Here is a 21,563-nt window from a genome sequence, read left to right on the forward strand (position 1 = left end):
GGTGAACGGCAATGTCACACGCCCGCAGCGAATATGAGGATTTCAAGAGAACTGCGCCGGATGCGTATGATCTGGTGCTGGCTCTGGGCCAGGTCGCGGCCAAGGCCGGGCTCGACAAGCAGCTGCTCGAGCTCGTGAAGCTGCGTGCCTCGCAGATCAACGGCTGCGCCTTCTGCGTGCAGCATCATGTCCTGCTCTCGGAGCGGCTTGGGGTGCCGGTCGACAAGCTGCATCTCGTCGCCGTCTGGCGCGAGGCGCCGATCTATTCGGCGCGCGAGCGCGCTGCGCTGGCTTGGGCCGAGGCTCTGACCCTGCTGCCCGGCGGCTTTGGCGACGAGGTATATGCCGAAGTGCAGCGCGAGTTCTCCGAGACCGAACTGATGTACCTGACATCGGCAATTGCGTCGATCAATGTCTGGAACCGGTTTGGCGCCGCCTTTCAATGGACGCCAGCGAAGCGGCCGATCGCGGCTAATGCCGCGGCGTCCTGAATGAGCGAGGGGAGGTTGTCATGACTGCACTGAACCTGGCCACCATGCACCGTCCCGTGCCATTGCGTTCGATGGGGCTGGCGGTGGTCGGCGGGCTTGCCTGTGCGCTCGCGATTGGCAGAGTACTGCCGGTCACGATGGATACGGTATCGGGCGCACTCGCGCCGCTCTGCGCCGCCGCGACGGAGAGCTCGCCGCTCGACAAGGTGGAGCCGATCGGGTCCTACGCGTTGCCCAACGTTCCGGGAAAGCGTGTCACCATCGTGCGCGTATTCTACGGTCCGGGCGGGTTTTCGCGGCCGCACCGCCATGCCGGCTCGGTGACCGCTTATATTACCAAGGGCGAGATCCGCTCGCAGCTTGGAGGCGGTTCGGTCGAGACGTTTGGCGTCGGCCAGTCCTTCTTCGAACCGCCGGGCGCCACGCATCTGGTCTCGGCCAATGCCAGCATCGCGGAGCCGGCTGAACTGATCGCCGTGTTCGTAGCCGATGAGGGCGCGCCGCTGACGACATATCTGGACTGATCCGCAGCTCGGATGATGCCTAATGCTTCACCCGGAGCCACGCAGCCCAATTTGCCCTCAGCCCGCGTATGAGGCGGGATCGGGATTGTCAGACGGGTGCTCGAACGACTTCTTCAGCGCGGCCGGCATTGGAACGTGGAAGTTCAGGCCGCGTGGTGGCACTGGCTCGTTGAACCATTTGTTGTAGATCTTTTCGATCTCGGGGCTTTGGTAGAGCTTGGCGGTCGCCCGATCCACCACCGTTTTAAAGGGCGTGTCATCCTTGCGCAGCATGATGCCATAGGGTTCCGGATCGGAGAACGCGCCGTTGCTGATGGCGTAGAGCGACGGATCCTTCGAGGAAGCGATCATGGCCGCAAGCTGGATGTCATCCATGACGAAGGCCTGCGCGCGGTCGGTTTCGACCATCAGGAAAGCCTCTGGGACATCCTTGGCGCTCATAATGGTGATGCCGAGCGATCGGGCCACATTGGCCTTGGTGAGCTGGTTGATGTTGGTCGTGCCGGCGACCGAGACGACGGCTTTGCCCTTGAGGTCATCGACCTGGTCGAGCTTCAGCGCTTTCTTGGACACGAAACGGCTCGCCGTGAGGAAATGGGTGTTGGTGAACCACACCTGCTTCTGGCGGTCGGCGTTGTTGGTGGTCGATCCGCATTCAAGATCGACGGTGCCGTTCGCCATTAGCGGAATGCGGGTGGATGAGGTGACGATCGTCTCATTGACTTCGAGCTTGTCCAGCTTGAGCTCGGTTTTGATCTCGTCGACGATCTTCATGCAAATGTCGACGGCGTAGCCGACGATCTTCTGCTTGTCGTCGATGTAGCTGAAGGGCACGGCGCTGTCGCGTATCCCGAGGGTGATGGCGCCGGAATCCTTGATCTTTTTCAGCGTGCCACTCAATTCCTGCGCATGAAGCGGCACGATGAGCGCTGTCGCCAGAACGGCCGCAATTGTGAGACGACGCATGTGTTTCCCTTCATCCTGATTGCCTGCCGGAAGCAAAGCAATTCCGGGGCCAGTGAAGGTCAGGCCTTGGGCGGACCAGGGCCAGCCAGACCCGAAGCGCTGTCATTTGGCTGTAATCGAAGGTCGAAGGGGAGCCGCTGGCGGCGCGGGCCGCGGATCAGTTTTCCTCGCTGCTGGTCCCCTCGCGCAGATCGGGCTTCACCACGTCCTCGGGCGCCGCGTGTGCGACAGGCTGCGGGGTGCCTGCGATCTCCGGGCCGATCTCGCGGCCGCGGGCGCGGATCAGGCGCTCATAGGCCGAGACCAGCGTGACGTAGGGGCTGACCCAGATCCAGCCATCGCGCGTGAACACCTGGATGTCGAAATGGAGATGCATCGACGTGCCCGCGGGATGGTCAAGAAAATTGGAGATCACGCCTATCTTTTCGCCTTCGCTGACGATGCGGCCATTGAGCACCCCGTCGGCGTTCAGGGCCTGCGGGTTCATGTGCATGTAGCGGAAGCGGATGCGCTCGGTGCGGCTGTTCACTTCGAGGGTGACCGCCTGGTCCTTGGGCGCACGGATCACCACGGCGTCGCGCACGGCAACGACCCCGCGTTGCTTGGGATCGCAGGGTTCGTGGCTGTCGTCGGACGAGGGGCAATTGGCGGCGCGGATGTCCTCGCCCTGGTGGCCGTAGCCGCCACCGCACTGCCAGACCTCGAAGCTGCGCGACTCGCAGAAATTGTCGCGCCAGGGATAGGCGGTCGGCCCGTCGTCCTTGTCGCGCTTGGCGTAGGATTGCGAATGCACGAAGGCCGGCGCCTTCTCGAGCGGGAAGCGGATCTGTGCGTAGGCCATCGCATCAGGATGGCCGCCCTGTTTGCGATAGCCGGTGTTCGGGATGATGTCGCCGCTTGGGCGGTAGCTGAAATCCGTCGAACGTGGGACGGGACGTTCGGTCACGTAGGACGCAACGTCCATCAGGGGCCGCATGCGCTGTCCGCCGGCGACGCGCAGCGCCTTCAGGAATCGCTCGGCGACGGGATAGGCCTCCTTACAGGCAAGCCGCCGCGGCTTTGCGATGCTGTCCAGGCACGGGATCGACACCACATAGGCGACGCCGAACCGCGTGAAGGCGTAGCGCACATAGCCTTCGCGGATGAACTTGCGCAGGTCCGGAAAGATGGTAGCAAGCGGTTTGACCGGCTCGCCCTTGCCGCTGGCGGGATCGGCGATGTCGTAAACGAGCGCCGAGCCGGTGATCTGGACCTCGACCGGCTTTGCGAAGGTGCGTGAGGGCATGCCCTCGCCGGCGCCGGGCTCGAGTGAGAACGTCGCACTGTAGCCGGCAGGGCCGGCGTCGAACATGTCGACGGGATTGAAATCAGCCTGGTAGCGCGACAGCGCGAGTGGCGTGCCCGGCGCGCCGTTGCGCTGCGCCTCGAGATAGGCGACCGCATCGAACGGCAGCAGCACGGGAACCGAGCTGCGGGCAATGCCGGTGAAGAATTGCGAGGAGACCGCGTTGAGCTGCACCAGCGCAGGCGTGGCGCGAGGGTCGTAGCGCGAGACCGAACGTCGCGGCACGAAGATGAAATCGCCCGCGATCAGTGGTCGGCTGTTGATCTCGGTGCGGAACTGGTCAAGCGCCGCGCGCCAATCGACGCGCAGGGCCGTGAGCGACGGGCTGCGGATCTCGTCCGCGGTGCCCGGCGTGGCGGTGAGGAGCGAGAGCGACGCCAGAAGCAGCGAGACGAAGCGGAAACTCTTCCCAACCACTGTCTCGCCCCCCGGCGGCACTTGTTTCGATCCTCGCTTAGTCCTTTGCGCGCTCGGAGTAGGAGCCGTCTTCGGTCATCACCACGATGCGGGTGCCGACCGAGATGTGCGGCGGCACGGTCGTGCGGACGCCGTTGGAGAGCACCGCGGGCTTGTAGGACGACGAGGCGGTCTGGCCCTTGGTCACCGGCTCGGTCTCGACGACTTCCAGCGTCACGCGCTGCGGCAGCGCGAGCGAGACAACGTTGACGTCGTGCAACGACAGCTTGACGGTCATGTCCGGCTGAAGATAGGCGGCGGCGTCGCCGACGACGTCCTTGGGGACCTGGACCTGATCGTAGGTCTCGGGGTTCATGAAGTGGAAGCCGTCGCCATCTTCATACAGGAAGGTGTAGTTGCGCTCTTCGATCGTGGCCTTTTCGACCTGGTCGGTGGTCTTGTAGCGCTCGGAGATCTTTACCCCGTCCGAGATTCGGCGCATTTCGATCTGGCTGACCGGCGTGCCCTTGCCGGGATGGATGTTCTCGGCGCTCACGACGACATAAAGCTTGCCGTCTTGCTCGATCACGTTGCCCTTGCGAATAGAACTGGCGATGACTCTCAAAGCTATATTTCCTGCTTGCTTGGCCCGGCTCCGGCCAGGACGTGGTCAAATCGATGGGGGACTTGGGGCCTCAAATCGGACCTCGGCGCCCGTTTCGGGCCGCAACATACTGATTTTGCCGTTGGATGCCAGCACTTTGCTGACCTGCGGGGCGGTCGGTTAATGGCTGGGGACAAGCCGATTTCGCCGTTCTGGACACCCAGCCGGCATCTCGACCGGCGGCCGTTCCTCCAGGCGAGGGGGGCCATTACCGGAGCCTTACGGGGCTTTTTCGCCGAGCAGGGCTTTGTCGAGGTCGAAACCTCCATTCTCCAGGTCTCCCCGGGCAACGAGACCCACCTGCATGCCCCCCGGACCGAGATCATCCGGCCCGATGGCAGCCGGGCCAGCCGATATTTGCGGACTTCGCCCGAATTCGCCTGCAAGAAGCTGCTGGCCGCCGGCGAGGAGCAGATTTTCGAATTTGCCCGGGTGTTCCGTGACCGCGAACGCGGCGACCTGCATCTGCCCGAATTCACCATGCTGGAATGGTATCGGGCCGGTGCCCCCTACGACGCCATCATGGCTGATACGGTTGTGGTCATTGCCCGCGCTGCGCAGGCGACGGGAATCGGGACCTTTGCCTTCCGGGGCCGGACCGCCGACCCTTTCGCTGAGCCGGAGCTGCTGACCGTGGCAGGCGCCTTCGAGCGCCACGCGGGGATCGACCTGCTGTCGACAATCGCGGGCGCCGAGGGTAACCGTGCCGCGCTCGCCCGGGCGGCCGCTGGCAAGGTTCGCGTGGCCGAGGACGACACCTGGTCGGACATCTTCAGCAAGGTCCTGGTCGAGCACGTGGAGCCGCATCTGGGGCAGGGACGTTTGACCATTCTGTTCGAATACCCATCTCCCGAGGCGGCGCTGGCGCGGGTGAAGGCCGACGATCCCAGGGTCGCGGAGCGCTTCGAGGTCTATGCCTGCGGCGTCGAGCTCGCCAACGGCTTTGGCGAATTGACCGACGCCGCGGAGCAGCGCAAGCGCTTCACCGAATCCATGGCGGAGAAGCAGCGCCGCTACGGCGAGGCCTATCCGCTGGACGAAGATTTTTTGGCTGCTGTCGCCCAGATGCCTGACGCGAGCGGCGTTGCCCTCGGGTTCGACCGCCTGGTGATGCTGGCGAGCGGTGCAACACGGATTGATCAGGTGGTGTGGACACCGCCTGCGGGTGAGACATGACGAAGACCAATCTTGCACGGACGTTACGCGAGCCGGCCGAACTTGTCGCGGCGGACCTCGCGCCTGCTACGGCGCTGCCGGCGCTTGAGCGGGTCGCCGCGCGCTACGCGGTCGCGATCACGCCGGCGCTGGTCGAGCTGATCGATAGCTCCGATCCCGACGATCCCATCGCGCGCCAGTTCGTTCCGACGGCCGCGGAGCTCGAGATGCGGCCGGGCGAGAATGCCGATCCGATCGGTGATCATCCGCATTCGCCGGTGACGGGCATCGTGCACCGCTATCCCGACCGGGTGCTGTTCAAGCTCGTTCACGTCTGCGCGGTCTACTGCCGTTTCTGTTTCCGCCGCGAGATGGTCGGTCCCGGCAAGGAGAACGCGCTCTCCGACGGCGCCTATCGTGCCGCGATCGACTACATCCGTGCGCATGGCGAGATCTGGGAGGTGATTCTGACCGGCGGCGATCCCTTGATGCTATCGCCGCGCCGAATGAGCGAGATCATGGCCGATCTCGCCGCGATCGATCACGTCAAAATCATCCGTCTTCACACCCGCGTGCCGGTGGCTGATCCTGCGCGCATCAGCGACGAGATGGTCGCGGCGCTGAAGGTCGAAGGCGCCACGACCTGGGTCGCACTGCATGCCAACCATGCACGCGAGCTGACGGGACCGGCCCGCGCCGCCTGCGCGAAGCTGGTCGATGCCGGCATTCCCATGGTGAGCCAGTCGGTGCTCTTGCGCGGGATCAATGACAATGTCGCTGCTCTGTCGGATTTGATGCGGGCTTTCGTTGAGTGCCGGATCAAGCCGTACTATCTGCACCATGGCGATCTCGCACCGGGGACGGCGCATCTGCGCACCACATTGGTGCAGGGGCAGGACTTGATGCGTGAGCTGCGTGGGCGGGTGTCAGGACTATGTCAACCGGAATACGTGATCGACATTCCCGGCGGCGCCGGCAAGTCGCCGGTCGGACCGAATTATGTATTGGCGGAGCAAAATACCGCAGCCGATGCGCGTGATGCGAAGACAGAAACGCGCTATCGTATTGTCGACTATTGCGGCGACGTTCATCTTTATCCGCCCGAGACGTGAGCGGTCAGGGGACGCCGGTTTGAGGAATGGAGGATCGGATATGAAGAAGCTCATGGTGGCAGCGTCGCTCGTTGTCTTGCTCGGTGGCGCCGCGGTCGCGCAGACCGGTACCAAGGGATCGACGTCAGGTGGCGCAAGCTCAGGATCTCTGCCGCAGGCGCCCGTCGGCCATCGCCAGCCGCGCGCAGGTGACGTGCCGAGCGAAAAGAATCTGAGCGATCCGAACAATCCCGTGAACAAGGAAGACGCTCTGCTCGACAAGAAGATCAAGAGCATCTGCCGCGGTTGCTGAGCCTTCACTGCGGCGGGCAGGGCGCGAACAGCATCGCCCCGCCCGCCCTGGCCCTCGTTACGCAGAGCGCTCGTGCAGTCCCGCCCGCGCGGTGTTGCGGCGGATCTCGACCGCATCGGCGAGTTGCTCGAGCACGGTTGCCGTCGTCGCCCAATCGATGCATCCGTCGGTGATGCTCTGGCCGTAGGTCAACGGCTTGCCCGGCACGACATCCTGACGACCGGCCACGAGATTGCTCTCGATCATCACCCCCATGATGCGGTTCTCGCCGCCGGCGATCTGGCCGGCGATGTCGGCCGTGACCAGCGGCTGGTTTTCCGGCTTCTTGCTCGAATTGGCGTGGCTCGCGTCCACCATCACCAGCGGGGCAACGCCTGACTTCGCCAGATCGTTGCAGGCCGCCGCAACGCTTGCCGCGTCGTAGTTCGGCTGAGTGCCGCCGCGCAGGATGATGTGGCAATCCTCGTTGCCCGCGGTCGAGGCGATTGCTGAGCGGCCGAGCTTCGTCACCGCCATGAAATGATGCGGATGCGACGCTGATTTCACCGCGTCTGCCGCGATGCGTACGTTGCCATCGGTGCCATTCTTGAAGCCGACCGGGCAGGACAGCCCCGAGGCCAGCTCGCGGTGGATCTGGCTCTCGGTCGTGCGCGCGCCGATGGCGGCCCAGGACACGAGGTCGGCGATGTATTGGGGCGTTGTCATGTCGAGGAATTCGGTGCCGGCGGGCAGGCCGAGATTGTTGACGGCCGAGAGCACGTTGCGTGCGAGCCGCAAGCCCTTGTTGATGTCGAAGCTGCCGTCGAGATCGGGATCGTTGATCAGGCCCTTCCAGCCGACCGTGGTGCGCGGCTTCTCGAAATAGACCCGCATCACGATCTCGAGCTGATCGGCGAGGTCCTCACGAAGTTTGGCGAGACGCTCGGCATAGTCGAGCGCGGCCTTGGGATCATGCACCGAGCAGGGACCGACGACGACCAGAAGCCGGTCGTCCTGGCCGTTGAGGATGGCGTGGATGGCGTTGCGCGCGGCCATGACCACACGGGTCGCTGTGAGCGTGCGCGGGACCTCCCGCATCACCTCTTCCGGCGTGCTCAACTCTTTCAGTTCGCGGATACGAAGATCGTCAGTCGTGCTCAGCACGGCGGGCTCCTGTTTGTTTCAGAACCTGCCGGCCAATAAAAAAGCCGCCAGGTCTGGCGGCTGTTCGGACGTTTGCTTCAATATTTCAGATTGAGCGCGATCCTCCTGCCGCCAGCGAGCTGTCGTAGCTAAAGTACCAAAAATAGCTGGTGGCGACGGTGATCATGGCACGCGATATAGCGCGCCGATGGCGGATTGTCACCCCCCAATCGGCGTCGAGGCTGCGAGGCGGCTCAACTGTTGCTTTTGCGCGCCGCCAGCGCCATGCCGATCAGGGTCGCGCCGCCGAACAGAAGGTTGATGCCGACGAGCACGCCGATCGCCCATTCCGCCGAGCTCGGCAATCCCGTGATCACCATGAATGCAATCGCGATGTCGACGAGCCCCGAGATCAGGAGCCAGGACCAGAGGCCGCTCAGCTCGCGGCGGTGCTCCAATGCATACATGATGGTCGCGACGCCCTCGGCGAGGAAATAGGCGCCGAGCACGATGGTGAGTGTCAGCACGGCCTGCATCGGCCGCGCCAGCAGGATCATGCCGGCGAGGATTGCGAGCGCAGCCGAAATCAGCGACCACCAGAAGCCCGGCGAACTGCGCGCCCAATAAGTCGCAATCAAGCCGCCGACACCGCTGATCAAAAACATCCAGCCGAGGAAGATCGCGGTGGCGAGGCTTGCAAGCGGTGGCAGGATCAGCGCCGCAAGGCCGAGAATGGCGAGCAAGATGCCTTCGAACAGGAAGGCCTTCCAATGTGCCTTCACCGCCTGGCTCATCGCCGATTGCAGCTGTGAAAAATCCTCAGGCGATGTCATCGGCAGGCTCCGGATCGAAATGCATGCGCCCAATCTAGCCTGCCCACACCGCGCTTGCTATCCTGGGGCTCAACCGCCGCCGTGCGCAGACGAAAAACCGTCGCCGCTGGTGCGGATGCGGTTGCGGCCGAGAATATAGATCGCGGTTGTGACGATCAGAAGCGCGAGGCCGAGCAGGATCGAGACGAAACCGATCGGGATCAGGGCCAGCGTCAGATTCCGCTCGGGGTTGATGAGCCAGTGGTGGATCGAGGTCAGCACGAACGCCAGGCCGAGGAAGCCGACGCCGCCGCCGGCAAGCAGCAACGCCCACATCCGCCGCAACTGACTGAGCCGTTCCCGCGCGATATCGGTGCGGGGCGCGTGGTGACGCGCGACGCGGCGGACCAGACGAATTGCGAAGGCGATCGAACTGAATCCGACCAGCAGGCTCGCGCCGCCCAGCCACATCCGCAAGGTCGGATCGAGATCTGGCATGCGCTGCAGCGTGAGCAGCGGGAAGTCGAAGGCGGAGTGCAGCGCCAGGGGGCCCGCGAAGATCAGCAGCCGGCTGGAGAGGCGGGCCCAGTCGCGGTGATGGCGGTTTGCACCAAGCGCCGTACCGGCCCGCGCGATCGTCAGATAGGCGCCGGCGATGATGCCGAGTGCACCGTGGAACGGTACCGTCAGCACGCTGCGCAGCGCCGCAAGGGACCGCCACATCTCGGCATGCTGGACCAGATAAGCGAGGTTTTCGTACGCCGCGAAGCCGAGGCCGACGGCAGCGCCATAGACCACGGTGTCCATGGGGTTGGCGAACGTACGCCGCTTGGTCGAGGACACCAGCACGATCGCGATCACCTTCACCGCCTCCTCGGGCAGCGCGACGCTGAAGACCGAATGCATGGCGAGCGCCGCCCAGGGATTGTCAGGCGCAGCAACCATCTTGGCGAACGGGGCCCTGGCAAGACCCAGCAGTGAGATGCTGGCGGCCCCTAACAGGAAGGCCGTCCAGACCTGGGCCGGAGGTCCGGGGCGTTCCTCGGCGGCTATGACGAGCCACAGCATCAGCAGCGCTGGAGCGATGGCAGCCGTTCCGATGACGGTGGGTAACGCTTCAATCAGGTACATCCGCGCCGAAGATAGGTTCCCTTGGTCCGCTTATCCACGTTTCCCGATGCGACCTTCTGTCATGCGATCGCTGTCTGGTTGCTTAACAAGCGCGACAGCTGGCGTTCATCAAGGCGGCAACGTGCAGAATGCGAGTGTAATCAACTGCATGACAGCATCATTTCGCCATCGATCAGAACGGTTTCCGAGGTGTCGTCGGGCTGCGATTGATGAGTTAGATCAGAGCGATGTGCGGATTTCTTCAATTCACGATGCGCATCCTCGGACTGCGAGGCCAGAGACGGGACAGGTCCCGTTCGGACAACGCATGACGGGCGGGATGGCCTAGTCACGCTTCGTCATACGTTCGCGAGGCAAGAGCGCGCCCCGGCGGGCTCGCAACTGCTCGAGCTCCCAGATGGCGCGTACAAGGCACGTGCCAAGGCACGAGACAAGGAGCAGCAGGAGAAAGGCCTGATCGGCGGGAGGCATCTGGATCATGCCCTTGATTAAGCAACGCCCATGCCATGCGTTCCCGAAAAGGCCTCTGCATCACGCAATGGCGCCTTGCAACCGTAGGGCTGGCAGCCGCCCTTTGCCCTCAATGGGTCGTGAACGGCGGCGGGCGGTCGGGGGCGATGTCGAATGCGCCGAGATGGAATTCCTCGCCGGCGGCCTGATCAGGCTCGGACTGGTGCGCGAGCAGCGTGAATGCTGCTTGCGGATATTGCTTCCAGATATCGAGATCGCCGGCCGTAATCGTGAGCCAGCCGAACGTGTACATGTAGCGCCCGGGCTCGGTGACCCGGCCAACCCTGTCCCAGGTGATCTTGTTGACTGCCATCCGGTCCCCCGATCGCAAGCCCGCAAAACAATGTCCGGCCTGAGGCACGGACATTCAAAAGCTGATCCGGCAATTGGGCGGCGATAGGGCAGCGATGCGGAGACAAGACGACCCGTTAGTGCCGCGTCCCCATTTCAGGCCGCCATCGGGGCGATCCGGTCCGGCCTCAGGCCGGCTGCGGCAGGCCCTGGCGCACGATCAGCCGGACGAGATCGTCCCGCTGCTGCTTTTCGGCGAATTTGACCGCAAAGCCATTGTCGAATTTGCGGATGACGCGGCCGACGCACGCACCGACGGCAAGCGGGGTTCCGACCGCCGGGTCGTATTCGCAGGAGATGGCGACGCCGGCCGTGGAGACGTCGATGATGAAGCAGGGATGGCTGCTGCCGTCGGCGAGGGTCAGGACTGTGTGCGACGCCTGGGGGACGAAGCGGGCGTCGCGCCGCAGCTCCTTGATGCTGTCGTCCTTCTGCTTCTTTTCGAGCCAAGTCAGCTTTTCCGACATCCAGGCGCGACGTGCCCGCGTCATGTCGAGCTCCATCAGGAAACCCGACTTCATCGTCGCGCTGATGGTACACTGGAATTCGCCGAAGTCCTGGAAATAGGAGGTCACGCGCTCGCCGATCTTGCCGACGACCGGCACGTCCACGATCATGCGAAACGGCGACACGCGCTTGGTCCGGCAGGCGAAGTTTCGCAGCTTGCCCTCACAATCGTACCAGCGATGCAGAGAGTAGCTGCCCGTCACGCTCACTTCCACTGCACGCTGCCTGAGGAACTCTGCGACGGACATGGGCGCCAAATCGTGTTTCTGATTGTTTCCGTAATTCCACGGTACCAATCAACCTCTAAGCAAATGATACCGCCGTTCAGGAGCAGGGGTAAATTTCCGGTAAACGGACGGCGCGGTGGCGTGCCGGTGGCCGGCGGCAAAATGTCCCTGGTGTCCGGTGCGCGCGTTCACGTGCACGGCATTGCAGTGGCGCGCCGCTACCGAGGCTTCCTGAATGGCGATGCTCAGAGAAACCTGAGAATACGCGCCGGGTCGCACGGACCGACACTGTTTCGAGGACGGTAAATGCAAAGGCAAGCCGGCCACGATAGACCAGGGCGGGTCGCCCGGAGGCATGCATGGCACGAGCCAGGTGGGAAGATAGCCTCGCAACGCCAGAAGCAGAGCAAACCACCCGAACAGCGAGACGAAGCCCTGATGATATCGGGCCCAACAGCTCCGGGATCAAAGCGGATCCCGATCACGGCGAGCGCGCTTTCGATGCGCTCGCCATCAGTCAGGAAGATGAATGCGCCGACATAGATCGGCACGGGCGATCGAAAAAAAGAACGCGATGATGGCTGACAGGACGGCGTAGCCGTCGGTCGCTGAGAATGTGCCAGACGTTCGTCGACGATCTTCCTGTTGATCTCGCTCCTCAGTTGCGCTTGAGTATCGAAAAGGTCTGGGGGGACCATATCGATGTCTATTTTCATGGCTACGGCGTCTTGCGCCGCAGCGCTCGATTTTGCAGTTAATTTCAGCGCGATCAGGCTCGACGTGGCCTGTGTCTTGTCATGGACATGACCGTGACGGACGGCTGCCTGTCACCGCGGAAAGCAGGCATTCTCGATCACGCTGGCCGTATCGCCCCGGATCGCGTGGCATGGCGCGAGAAGAACCGCTTTTTCCACGACGAGGACGAGCGCTATCTCCGCTTTCTGATCCCACCGGGAAGTCGCGTCCTCGACATCGGCTGCGGTATTGGCGATACGCTTGCGAGCCTCGCGCCGTCGCATGGCGTCGGGCTCGATTTCTGTGGCAGGCAAATCGCGATCGCGCGGCAGCGCCACCCCGATCTTACCTTCGTCGAGGGCGATGCCGAGGACGTCGTGACACTCGGGGCGCTGCAAGGTCCGTTCGACTACATCCTCGTGCTCGATACGATCGGGTCGATGGAGGACTGTCAGAAGTTCATCGCCCAGCTGCATCCGTTCTGTACGCGGGACACGCGCCTGGTGATCGGTTACTTCTCGCATCTCTGGTATCCCCTGCTGAAATTCGCCGAACTCGTCGGCCTGCGGATGCCGCAGCCGGAGCAGAACGTGCTGTCGCCGGCCGATTTGCGCAGCCTTGCCAGGCTCGCGGATTTCGATCCCGTAAAATCGGAGCAACGCGTGCTTTCGCCGATCGCGATGTTCGGGCTTGGCCGCTTTCTCAATCGCTTCGTCAGCGTGCTGCCGGGGATCCGGCAGCTGGCGCTGCGGCACTATCTGGTGGCACGCTCGAGCCGCAGGGCACGAGAAGAGTTTGCTTCGGTCACCATCGTCGTCCCGGCGCGCAACGAGCGCGGCAATATCGAGCCTGCGGTCGCGCGCATTCCAGACTTCTGCAGCGATATCGAGATCATCTTCATCGAAGGCCACAGCCAGGACGGGACTTTCGAGGAAATGGAGCGCGTCAAGCAGGCGTATCCGTCCAAGGACATCAAGGTGATGCGCCAACCCGGCAAGGGCAAAGCCGACGCCGTCTTCACCGCATTCGACGCGGCGCGTGGCGACGTGCTGATCATTCTCGACGCCGACTTGACCATGCCGCCGGAGCAGCTTCCGAAGTTCGTCGAGGCGCTGCTGTCGGGCAAGGGCGAGTTCGTCAATGGATCGCGTCTGGTCTATCCGATGGACGAAGGCGCGATGCGCTTTCTCAACCTGATCGCCAACAAGATCTTCTCCTATCTGTTCTCCTGGCTGCTCAACCAGCGCTACACCGACACGCTGTGCGGCACGAAGGTCCTGCGCCGCAGCGACTATCAGCGCCTGAAGGCCGGCAAGGCCTATTTCGGCGATTTCGATCCGTTCGGCGATTTCGACCTGATCTTCGGCGCATCGAAGCTCAACTTGAAATCAGTGGATCTCCCGATCCGCTACGCCGCACGCACCTATGGCGAAACACAGATCTCGAGATTTCGCCATGGCTGGATGCTGCTCAAGATGGTGGCTTTCGCCTTCCTCAAGATCAAGGCGATCTAGGCCGTGGCAGTCGCGGTTCGACGATGATGCCGGTTGCCTCGTGTTTTCCCGACGCAGGCGCAAGTGCTAGGATCAGAACGCTGCTGATCCTCATCGTGCCGTCACTGTATCTGGCGGCGACGCTGCTCTATTCGGTGAAGCAAGCGGTTTGGGGCGTCCAGGTCGATCCGGAATCGGCCTACACCATGAACGGGCTGGCGGCGGCGGCGGGCTACGGCTCGCTGAAGTTCGATCATCCGGGAACGACGACGACGCTGCTCGTCGAGCTGGTCATCAGAAGCTGGAGCCTGGTGGCCCGCACTGAGGATGTCGTCGCGTTCGGGCTTCAACATTACGATGCGATCACATGGGCGGCACGGACCTGCGAGGCGCTGGTGCTGACAGGCGCGCTGCTGGCAGGCGGGCTTATCGTCGGGCGGACGACGCAGAGCGCGGTCGCCGCAATGCTGTTTCAGGCCGGCGCGTTCGTTCATTCCGACGCGTTTCACTACCAAACGGTGCTGGCGCCGGAAAGTCTGATGGCCGCGATCGCGCTGTTCGGCATGGCGATCGTGATCAAGGCTGCGCTGGATACACATCCGCCGACGGCAGGTCTCGGCGTCTTGTCCGGGGCGATGTTCGCGCTCGGCTTCTCGACCAAATATCTCTATCTGCCGCAAGCCCTGTTCGCCGTGTGCTTGCTCAGAAACAGGCGCGCTTTGGTTGCGGCCATGATCGCGGGGACGATCGGCTTCATTGGCTTCAATCTGATCTTCAACCCGGGAACGATTACGCGCGGCTTCGGATGGCTTGTGCAAATCGCGACCCACAAGGGATATTACGGCGAGGGCGAGGCGGGGTTCATCGACTTCGGAACGTTCTGGTCCAACATGGGCGAGATCACCGCATCAGCGTCCGTGGTGGCCGGCATCTATGTCGCTGCTGCGGGCACGGCGCTGGCTTGGTGCGTCAGGAGCCGGAGCTGGCGCGATCCGGTCAGCCTAACGCTTGGTGCGGCCGCCCTGATCTACGCCGCCCACCTCGTGGCGACATCGAAGCATTTTGCGCTTCACTACATGCTGGCGCCGTGGGTCCAGACCGGGGGCGTGCTGGTCCTGGTCGTGGTACAGCTCAGGCGTCTGGCGCCCGCTCTTTCGGCGGTTGCGCTGAGCCTCGTGGCGAGCAGTCTCTGCGTCGTGATGGGCGGGGTGACGCTGGTCGACGCCCGCACTGCCGCGCTTCGCCAGTCCGGGCTGAACGCGATCGGGGGGAGGCTCTCGAAGGCTGTGGTCGCGGCCGGTCCCGCTTGCGCCAACGTCTCCGGCATGTTCGTGCGCGCGCCGGAGAACGACATGAACCACGGCTGGGACATGACGCTGCAGCTCTGGGGCGACCGGGCGATGCGAGAGAGGTTCTCTGCGGCCTATGCGAGCGCCTTCACGGCGCCGCTGCTGGACCACAACACCTACACGCACGTTCTCAAGAATAATTTTCGTCCGTACAGCTACGCGAAGCTCGCGCTGGACTATCCCTGCATCATCGTCCGCTCGGCGGTGGAGCTCGACGCCGAAAATGCGATCGGGCTGCTGGCGCTCAAGCCGGACCATTGCGAGATCGAGGGGATTCACGTCTATAGCGTGGGGCTTGCCTGCGCAAAGGTGCAGAGCAGTTTCCTCGATGCGCGGTGACGGGATCTAGCCGGGTGGCGAAGCCGTTTTGATGGTGAAGATGAGATCGAGGGTGCCACGGTGACAGCAGTTCCCGAGCACTCGACGTGGGCGATGTTGGTCCAGGCCGGTCGCCGACCGCGTGGTTGAGGCGCGGCAGCAGGTCGGCGGCGCCGCGGCGCTGTAAATCGCATCGCAACTCCCGTCGGTGACTTGGAAATATCGCCGGCACCCGCTTGGCGCTCGGCCAGGCCGCAAGTCCAAGTGCCGCGCCAGTCGGTTTACCATGCTCTCGACGTGTCGATGACAATTAACTCGATCGCAATGATGTGCGCCCGTTGTGGCATTCGGCAAAATCGGGCAATTGGCAATGGCGAGTGTGGTATCGATAAGCGCGACGGGCAATCAAGACATCGATGGCCTGTTGGGTGGAACTGCTTGGTCAGGAGTCGTCACCTACAGCTTTCCCGACTCGCCCTCCGTCTACTCTGCCAATTACGGCTACGGTGAAGTTACAGACCCGTATTTTTCTGCGATCCCGGACGCGCTGAAATTTGCGGTCAACTACGCCGTGAGTTTGGTGATGGCTTATACCGATCTGGTCGTGCAGTTTGCCGGGACGGGAACCGCGGACATCATGGTCGCACAGACCTCGGTGGTCAATCCGACCTCTTGGGCCTACCTGCCGGATCCAAATTATTCCGAAGGTGGCGATGCGTGGTTTGGAACAGCCTATGATTTCTCGCAGGCCTTAGCGGGCAACTACGAATTTGCGGACGCACTCCATGAGCTCGGACATTCATTTGGGCTGAAGCACAGCCAGGATGGAGGAGGGGTCGCCGACGTTGCCGTGCCGGCGAACCACGACGATCTCGAATATACCGTGATGAGCTACCGCAGCTACGCGGGAGCAGACGTCACCGGTGTCTACGCCAATGAGGCGTTCGGATATCCGCAGACCTATATGGCAAACGACATCCTCGCTCTTCAGACGATGTATGGTGCCAATTTCACCACCCACAATGAGAACTCGGTCTACACTTGGAATCCGACTACAGGTCAGGAGTATATCAATGGTGTCGCCCAGCTCCCGCCAGGCGATGGCAGCGGTGGGGCAGCCAACCGCATCTTCGAAACCATCTGGGATGGCGGGGGCGTCGATACCTACGATCTTTCGAATTACTCGACCGACTTGACGATTGACCTCAATCCCGGTGCGGCCTCCGTCTTTTCGACTGCTCAACTCGCGTCTTTAGGAGATGGTCACTACGCGTCGGGGAATGTCTACAACGCCTATTTGTATGATGGCGACCCGCGCTCATACATCGAGAACGCGATCGGTGGCTCCGGCAATGATTCGATCAGCGGCAATGCGGTCGCGAACGTATTGGATGGCGGTGCGGGCGACGATACGATCACCGGCGGTGGAGGCAACGACACCATCATCGGCGGCTCGGGCACAGATACGGCGGTCTATTCCGGCGCGAAGGCGAATTACACCGTCTCCTATAATTCGGCCACCCAGACTTTTACGATAACGGATCTTCGGCCTGGTACGCCTGACGGGACGGACATCGTTTCCGGTGTCGAGTACTTCGCGTTCTCTGATGGCACTGTTTCGAGTGCAACATTCATCACCGCCGCGAACGTTGCACCGGTCGTCAGCGCCGCGGATCTCGTCGCTGCGCACAATCAAAGCATTGCAGCCTCGAGCCTGTTCTCGGTCAGCGATGCTGACGGCGACACCATCACCGCCTATCGCTTCCTGGACTCGACGACCGATGCCGGCAGCGGACACTTCGTCGTCAATGGTGTAGCCCAAGGCAGCAACCAGAACATCGACGTCACCGCCGCGCAACTCGCCAACACCACGTTTCAAAGCGGCGTCGTGTCGGACGATCTCTGGGTCCAGGCTTTCGACGGTACCGCCTGGAGCGCCTGGAAGGAATTCCACGTCAATCCGGCGGCCAACCATGCCCCGGTGGTGGCGGCTTCGGATATCGCAGTCACGCACAACCAGACCATCGCGGCCTCGGGCCTGTTCTCGGTCAGCGACGCCGATGGCGACAGCATGACCGCCTATCGGTTCTGGGACTCGACGGCCAGCGCCAGCAGCGGCCATTTTGTCGTCAATGGTGTGGCCCAGGGCGCCAACCAGAACATCGACGTCACCGCAGCGCAGCTAGCCGGCACCACGTTTCAAAGCGGTGTCGTCTCGGACGATCTCTGGGTGCAGGCTTTCGACGGTGTCGCCTGGAGCGCCTGGAAGGAATTCCACGTCAACCCGGCGGCCAACCATGCCCCGGTGGTGGCGGCTTCAGACATTGCAGCCACGCACAACCAGACCATCGCGGCCTCGAGCCTGTTCTCGGTCAGCGACGCCGACGGCGACAGCATGACCGCCTATCGCTTCTGGGATTCGACCACAGATGCCAGCAGCGGGCACTTCGTCGTCAATGGTGTGGTTCAGGGCGCCAATCAGAACATCGACGTCACCGCAGCCCAGCTCGCCGGCACCACCTTCCAAAGCGGCGCCGTCTCCGACGATTTGTGGGTGCAAGTCTTCGACGGAACGACTTGGAGCGCCTGGAAGGAATTCCACGTCAACGCGCCGGTCAACCATGCCCCGGTGGTGGCGGCTTCAGACATTGCAGCCACGCACAACCAGACCATCGCGGCTTCCAGCCTGTTCTCGGTCAGCGATGCCGATGGCGACAGCATGACCGCCTATCGCTTCTGGGATTCGACCACCGATGCCAGCAGCGGGCACTTCGTCGTCAATGGCGTGGCTCAGGGCGCCAATCAGAACATCGACGTCACCGCAGCCCAGCTCGCCGGCACCACGTTCCAGAGCGGCGCCGTCTCCGACGATCTCTGGGTGCAGGCCTTTGACGGCACGGCCTGGAGCGCCTGGAAAGAGTTCCATATCAACGCGCCCGTCAATCACGCTCCCGTCGTGTCGGCGTCCGACGTCGTCGCCACCTCCAACCAGACCATCGCGGCATCAAGTCTGTTCTCGGTCAGCGACGCGGACGGCGACAGCATGACAGCCTACCGCTTCTGGGACTCGACGGCCGATGCCAGCAGCGGTCATTTCATCGTCAATGGCGTCACACAGGGCACCAATCAGAACATCAACGTCACTGCAGCCCAGCTCGCCAGCACGACGTTCCAGAGCGGCACGGTCTCCGACGATCTCTGGGTGCAGGCCTTCGACGGAACGACGTGGGGCGCCTGGAAGGAGTTTCACGTCAATCCGCCGGTCAACCATGCTCCCATCGTGTCGGCGTCCGATGTCGCCGCCTCCCACAACCAGACCATCGCGGCATCGAGCCTGTTCTCGGTCAGCGATGCCGATGGCGACAGCATGACTGCCTATCGCTTCTGGGACTCGACGGCCGACGCCAGCAGCGGGCATTTCGTCGTCAACGGCGTGACACAGGGCACCAATCAGAACATCAACGTCACCGCGGCCCAGCTCGCCAGCACCACGTTCCAGAGCGGCGCGGTCTCCGATGATCTCTGGGTGCAGGCCTTTGACGGCACGGCCTGGAGTGCCTGGAAGGAGTTTCACATTGTGGTGTGAACGGCAGGCGGCGCCCGACAATCCCGGTCAGATCTCGCCGCCTTGAGTGGCGCTCCCTAGCGGAATCGAACCGCTCTCTCCACCGTGAAAGGGTGGCGTCCTAACCGATAGACGAAGGGAGCAAACGCAAGGCCTGACAGCATATGGCGACAGGCCCGCTGGCCGCCTGAATCGTGCCCGGCGGCTTGCAGCGGGCGAACGTATAGTGGCCTTTGGGCCCGTGGGCAAGCCGTCCCGGAACGCTCTTTTGGCGGCGGTGGATAGCCCGTCCCGGGACCGTTCGGGCGGTGATTTCAACGATTTCTTAGGGTTCCCTGAGCTAGCGCTGGGGGACGGGAGACCTTTCGTCAATGCCACAGCCCAAGAAGCGCGCAGCCCGCAAACTGCTGTCGCAGCATGCCTGGATCACGCTCGAGGGCGGATTCGCGGCGCGGCATTGCCTGGTCGAGGACATTTCGAGCTCGGGCGCCAGGATCACGCTGGACGAGGATGCGAGCCAGCTTCCGGGCGTGATCCGGATGGCCTTTGCGCGGGACGCGCGGACCGGGCGAAGCTGCCAGGTGGTCTGGCGCCGCGGCAAATCGGCCGGCGTCAGGTTTCTCTGACGTCCAGGCCTCCCGGATGGCGCCTCGCTTGGGCCCGGGTTACAAGGCGGGCATGCGTGCCGCCATTCTCCTTCTCGTCTCCGTCGCACTGAGCTCCGCAGCGAGGGGCGAGACCTTGCGCCTGCCGCCGGCTGCAGGGCCGCAAGCGGACAAGGCCCTGCCGCTGAAGGGCACGGGCTCGGGGAGCGCGAAGGCGGACGGCTGCGCCGCCTATGGCCGCGGCTTCCGCATGGTCGAGGGCACCGGCACCTGCGTGAAGATCGGCGGCGCGATCAGCGTCGACGCCGCGGTCCGACGCTGAAGCGGCCCCAAAACACGAAAACAACCCCATGCACAGTAGAAGCCGGCGCGGGCGGTTTGCGCGGCCACGGCGATTTCGCGCGCGCTTACCGCGGCTTGAGCCGCTGCGGCGGCTCGATGGGGCTCACGACATCAGCTCACGACATCGGCCGCGCCACGTACTCGGCAAATCCCGCCCGCCTGCCGAGCTCGGCGAGCCACCGCGTCAGGTTCGGCTGCGCCGGCCGGGTGATGCCCTCGACCCCGAGCCAGCGCCGCGCATAGGCGCCGACGGCGATGTCGGCGAGCGTGAACTGGTCGCCCTCCATGAAACGGCGCGTGGCGAGCAGGCGGTCGGCGATCGCCCAGACCTCGGCGGCCGTATCGGCATCCTGCTGCACCTTGATCATGTCGCGCTCGGCGGGCGCCGTGCGCACGATGCCCCAGAACACCGGGCGGTCGACCGGCTGCACCATCGACAGCGTCCAGTCGAGCCAGCGGTCGACGCCGGCGCGCAGCTTCGGCGCCTCCGGATAGAGGGGCGTGCCGCGCCCATGCGCCATGCAGAGATAGCGCATGATCGAATTGGATTCCCACAGCACGAAATCGCCCTCGACCAGCGTCGGAATCCGCGCATTGGGATTCATCGCCAGATAGTCGGCCTCGCGGGTCTTGCCATATTGCATGCCGGCATCGATGCGCTCGTAGGCAAGGCCCAGCTCGGCAAGGCACCACAGCACCTTCTGCACGTTGACCGAATTGGCGCGGCCCCAGATCGTCAGCTTCTGCTCCGCCATGAAATCCTCCCCGCGCGCTGTTCGTTGATCGCAGCCAGCGCGGGTGATAGCGGAATTTCCGATGGCCGAGGATGGCGATTGCGGCGCGCCCCTTATGCAAAAAGCTCCGCCCAGGGCGGAGCTTTTCGTCATCGTGCGCCTGACGCGACAAACCTGCGTTTGCGCCTGACGTCAGTGGCCGAAGAACAGCCACAGCAGAATGATCACCGGGATCGGCACACCCAGCAGCCACAACAAAATTCCGCGTCCCATCGCGTCCTCCTCCAATTGCATTTGTCGGAGGGGCAACGCCGCTGACGCGGGCTGGTTCCTTTGGCGCGGGCCTTACCAGTGGCCGGTGTTGGGCATCGAAGCCCACGGCTCCTGCGGCGGCTTCGGCTCGCCCTTCTGCAACAGCTCGATCGAGTGCAGATCGGGCGAGCGGACGAAGGCCATGTTGCCGTCGCGCGGCGGCCGGTTGATGGTGACGCCGGCCTTCTGCAGCTTCTCGCAAGTGGCGTAGATGTCGTCGACCTCATAGGCGAGATGGCCGAAGAAGCGGTCCTCGCCATACTTCTCCTCGTCCCAATTATAGGTGAGCTCGACCAGCGGCGCGCCGCGCGTCTTGGGCTGGTCCTTGAGCGCGTCGAGATCATCCGACGAGCACAGGAACACCAGCGTGAAGCGCCCCTTGTCGTTCTCGATCCGCCGCACCTCCGTCAAGCCCAGCGCATCCTGGTAAAACTTCAGCGCGACATCGAGATTGCGCACGCGCAGCATGGTGTGGAGATAACGCATGGTTGTTGCTCCCTTGGGT

General features: G+C 63.4%; 20 protein-coding genes and 1 tRNA gene. 10 read left to right on the forward strand and 11 right to left on the reverse strand.

Annotated elements, in window-relative coordinates; genetic code table 11:
• Positions 1-11: 11 nt before the first annotated feature.
• On the forward strand, positions 12-491 hold the full coding sequence (locus tag G8O24_RS30425; RefSeq protein ID WP_188105830.1) for a carboxymuconolactone decarboxylase family protein: 480 nt from the start codon (positions 12-14) through the stop codon (positions 489-491).
• A gap of 20 nt (positions 492-511) precedes the next feature.
• On the forward strand, positions 512-1,015 hold the full coding sequence (locus tag G8O24_RS30430) for a cupin domain-containing protein (RefSeq protein WP_188105832.1): 504 nt from the start codon (positions 512-514) through the stop codon (positions 1,013-1,015).
• Positions 1,016-1,072: 57 nt separating this feature from the next.
• On the opposite strand, the gene G8O24_RS30435 is transcribed toward G8O24_RS30430, so the two are convergent.
• From G8O24_RS30435 to efp, 3 genes are all read right to left on the reverse strand, one after another.
• Positions 1,073-1,981 (reverse strand): amino acid ABC transporter substrate-binding protein, encoded by a 909-nt coding sequence (locus G8O24_RS30435; protein WP_188105834.1) that lies wholly within the window; start codon positions 1,979-1,981, stop codon positions 1,073-1,075.
• Positions 1,982-2,138: 157 nt separating this feature from the next.
• The gene (locus G8O24_RS30440; RefSeq protein ID WP_188105836.1) at positions 2,139-3,764 is read right to left on the reverse strand and encodes a M23 family peptidase; all 1,626 of its coding nucleotides are present in this window, start codon (positions 3,762-3,764) and stop codon (positions 2,139-2,141) included.
• A 16-nt stretch (positions 3,765-3,780) separates the two neighbouring features.
• A complete protein-coding gene (efp, locus tag G8O24_RS30445; protein ID WP_188105837.1) occupies positions 3,781-4,347 on the reverse strand; it encodes an elongation factor P in 567 nt (188 codons plus the stop codon).
• Between the two features lie 162 nt (positions 4,348-4,509).
• Between efp and epmA the strand changes: the two genes are divergently transcribed.
• The 3 genes from epmA to G8O24_RS30460 are packed head-to-tail and all read left to right on the forward strand — an operon-like array spanning position 4,510 to position 6,945.
• Positions 4,510-5,562 (forward strand): EF-P lysine aminoacylase EpmA, encoded by a 1,053-nt coding sequence (gene epmA / locus G8O24_RS30450; protein ID WP_188105839.1) that lies wholly within the window; start codon positions 4,510-4,512, stop codon positions 5,560-5,562.
• A complete protein-coding gene (locus G8O24_RS30455) occupies positions 5,559-6,653 on the forward strand; it encodes a lysine-2,3-aminomutase-like protein (RefSeq protein WP_188105841.1) in 1,095 nt (364 codons plus the stop codon). The genes epmA and G8O24_RS30455 overlap by 4 nt, the downstream gene beginning before the upstream one ends.
• Before the next feature lie 40 nt (positions 6,654-6,693).
• Positions 6,694-6,945 (forward strand): hypothetical protein, encoded by a 252-nt coding sequence (locus G8O24_RS30460; protein WP_188105843.1) that lies wholly within the window; start codon positions 6,694-6,696, stop codon positions 6,943-6,945.
• A 57-nt stretch (positions 6,946-7,002) separates the two neighbouring features.
• Here G8O24_RS30460 and G8O24_RS30465 read toward each other — a convergent pair whose 3' ends face one another.
• The 5 genes from G8O24_RS30465 to G8O24_RS30485 all read right to left on the reverse strand — a co-directional run bounded on the left by G8O24_RS30465 (position 7,003) and on the right by G8O24_RS30485 (position 11,626).
• Entirely contained in the window at positions 7,003-8,088 is a 1,086-nt protein-coding gene (locus G8O24_RS30465; RefSeq protein ID WP_188105845.1) for a 3-deoxy-7-phosphoheptulonate synthase, read from the reverse strand.
• Positions 8,089-8,321: 233 nt separating this feature from the next.
• Complete coding sequence (locus G8O24_RS30470; RefSeq protein ID WP_188105848.1) at positions 8,322-8,900, reverse strand: HdeD family acid-resistance protein; 579 nt, start codon at positions 8,898-8,900, stop codon at positions 8,322-8,324.
• Positions 8,901-8,969: 69 nt separating this feature from the next.
• Positions 8,970-10,010 (reverse strand): PrsW family glutamic-type intramembrane protease, encoded by a 1,041-nt coding sequence (locus G8O24_RS30475; RefSeq protein WP_188105850.1) that lies wholly within the window; start codon positions 10,008-10,010, stop codon positions 8,970-8,972.
• Positions 10,011-10,590: 580 nt separating this feature from the next.
• Entirely contained in the window at positions 10,591-10,833 is a 243-nt protein-coding gene (locus G8O24_RS30480; RefSeq protein ID WP_188105852.1) for a hypothetical protein, read from the reverse strand.
• A 166-nt stretch (positions 10,834-10,999) separates the two neighbouring features.
• Positions 11,000-11,626: a PilZ domain-containing protein gene (locus tag G8O24_RS30485; protein ID WP_188105854.1), complete on the reverse strand. Its 627-nt coding sequence runs from the start codon at positions 11,624-11,626 to the stop codon at positions 11,000-11,002.
• A 782-nt stretch (positions 11,627-12,408) separates the two neighbouring features.
• Here G8O24_RS30485 and G8O24_RS30490 point away from each other — a divergent pair.
• The 3 genes from G8O24_RS30490 to G8O24_RS44510 all read left to right on the forward strand — a co-directional run bounded on the left by G8O24_RS30490 (position 12,409) and on the right by G8O24_RS44510 (position 19,086).
• The gene (locus G8O24_RS30490) at positions 12,409-13,854 is read left to right on the forward strand and encodes a glycosyltransferase (protein ID WP_188105869.1); all 1,446 of its coding nucleotides are present in this window, start codon (positions 12,409-12,411) and stop codon (positions 13,852-13,854) included.
• Positions 13,855-13,949: 95 nt separating this feature from the next.
• Positions 13,950-15,521, forward strand: coding sequence for a hypothetical protein (locus G8O24_RS30495; RefSeq protein WP_188105856.1), 1,572 nt, complete (start codon positions 13,950-13,952; stop codon positions 15,519-15,521).
• 349 nt (positions 15,522-15,870) lie between these two features.
• A complete protein-coding gene (locus G8O24_RS44510; RefSeq protein ID WP_244646064.1) occupies positions 15,871-19,086 on the forward strand; it encodes a M10 family metallopeptidase in 3,216 nt (1,071 codons plus the stop codon).
• Positions 19,087-19,133: 47 nt separating this feature from the next.
• Here the strand turns inward: G8O24_RS44510 and G8O24_RS30510 are convergent.
• Positions 19,134-19,208 (reverse strand) — tRNA-Glu (locus tag G8O24_RS30510).
• A gap of 228 nt (positions 19,209-19,436) precedes the next feature.
• On the opposite strand from G8O24_RS30510, the gene G8O24_RS30515 reads away from it, so the two are divergent.
• On the forward strand, positions 19,437-19,691 hold the full coding sequence (locus G8O24_RS30515) for a PilZ domain-containing protein (RefSeq protein ID WP_188105858.1): 255 nt from the start codon (positions 19,437-19,439) through the stop codon (positions 19,689-19,691).
• A gap of 52 nt (positions 19,692-19,743) precedes the next feature.
• Entirely contained in the window at positions 19,744-19,992 is a 249-nt protein-coding gene (locus tag G8O24_RS30520) for a porin (protein ID WP_188105872.1), read from the forward strand.
• Between the two features lie 136 nt (positions 19,993-20,128).
• Here G8O24_RS30520 and G8O24_RS30525 read toward each other — a convergent pair whose 3' ends face one another.
• Positions 20,129-20,767 (reverse strand): glutathione S-transferase family protein, encoded by a 639-nt coding sequence (locus tag G8O24_RS30525; RefSeq protein ID WP_188105860.1) that lies wholly within the window; start codon positions 20,765-20,767, stop codon positions 20,129-20,131.
• A 324-nt stretch (positions 20,768-21,091) separates the two neighbouring features.
• Entirely contained in the window at positions 21,092-21,544 is a 453-nt protein-coding gene (locus tag G8O24_RS30530) for a VOC family protein (protein ID WP_188105861.1), read from the reverse strand.
• Between the last annotated feature and the right edge of the window lie 19 nt (positions 21,545-21,563).

Origin of the sequence: Bradyrhizobium campsiandrae (assembly GCF_014529705.1) — a bacterium.
GTDB classification, from domain to species: Bacteria; Pseudomonadota; Alphaproteobacteria; order Rhizobiales; family Xanthobacteraceae; genus Bradyrhizobium; species Bradyrhizobium campsiandrae.

Bases quoted from the DNA above. Each gene is read 5' to 3' on its own strand.
- G8O24_RS30425 (WP_188105830.1), top strand. From the start codon at position 12: ATGTCACACGCCCGCAGCGAATATGAGGATTTCAAGAGAACTGCGCCG.
- G8O24_RS30430 (WP_188105832.1), top strand. From the start codon at position 512: ATGACTGCACTGAACCTGGCCACCATGCACCGTCCCGTGCCATTGCGT.
- G8O24_RS30435 (WP_188105834.1), bottom strand. From the start codon at position 1,981: ATGCGTCGTCTCACAATTGCGGCCGTTCTGGCGACAGCGCTCATCGTG.
- epmA (WP_188105839.1), top strand. From the start codon at position 4,510: ATGGCTGGGGACAAGCCGATTTCGCCGTTCTGGACACCCAGCCGGCAT.
- G8O24_RS30455 (WP_188105841.1), top strand. From the start codon at position 5,559: ATGACGAAGACCAATCTTGCACGGACGTTACGCGAGCCGGCCGAACTT.
- G8O24_RS30460 (WP_188105843.1), top strand. From the start codon at position 6,694: ATGAAGAAGCTCATGGTGGCAGCGTCGCTCGTTGTCTTGCTCGGTGGC.
- G8O24_RS30470 (WP_188105848.1), bottom strand. From the start codon at position 8,900: ATGACATCGCCTGAGGATTTTTCACAGCTGCAATCGGCGATGAGCCAG.
- G8O24_RS30475 (WP_188105850.1), bottom strand. From the start codon at position 10,010: ATGTACCTGATTGAAGCGTTACCCACCGTCATCGGAACGGCTGCCATC.
- G8O24_RS30480 (WP_188105852.1), bottom strand. From the start codon at position 10,833: ATGGCAGTCAACAAGATCACCTGGGACAGGGTTGGCCGGGTCACCGAG.
- G8O24_RS30485 (WP_188105854.1), bottom strand. From the start codon at position 11,626: ATGTCCGTCGCAGAGTTCCTCAGGCAGCGTGCAGTGGAAGTGAGCGTG.
- G8O24_RS30490 (WP_188105869.1), top strand. From the start codon at position 12,409: ATGACCGTGACGGACGGCTGCCTGTCACCGCGGAAAGCAGGCATTCTC.
- G8O24_RS44510 (WP_244646064.1), top strand. From the start codon at position 15,871: ATGGCGAGTGTGGTATCGATAAGCGCGACGGGCAATCAAGACATCGAT.
- G8O24_RS30515 (WP_188105858.1), top strand. From the start codon at position 19,437: ATGCCACAGCCCAAGAAGCGCGCAGCCCGCAAACTGCTGTCGCAGCAT.
- G8O24_RS30520 (WP_188105872.1), top strand. From the start codon at position 19,744: ATGCGTGCCGCCATTCTCCTTCTCGTCTCCGTCGCACTGAGCTCCGCA.
- G8O24_RS30525 (WP_188105860.1), bottom strand. From the start codon at position 20,767: ATGGCGGAGCAGAAGCTGACGATCTGGGGCCGCGCCAATTCGGTCAAC.
- G8O24_RS30530 (WP_188105861.1), bottom strand. From the start codon at position 21,544: ATGCGTTATCTCCACACCATGCTGCGCGTGCGCAATCTCGATGTCGCG.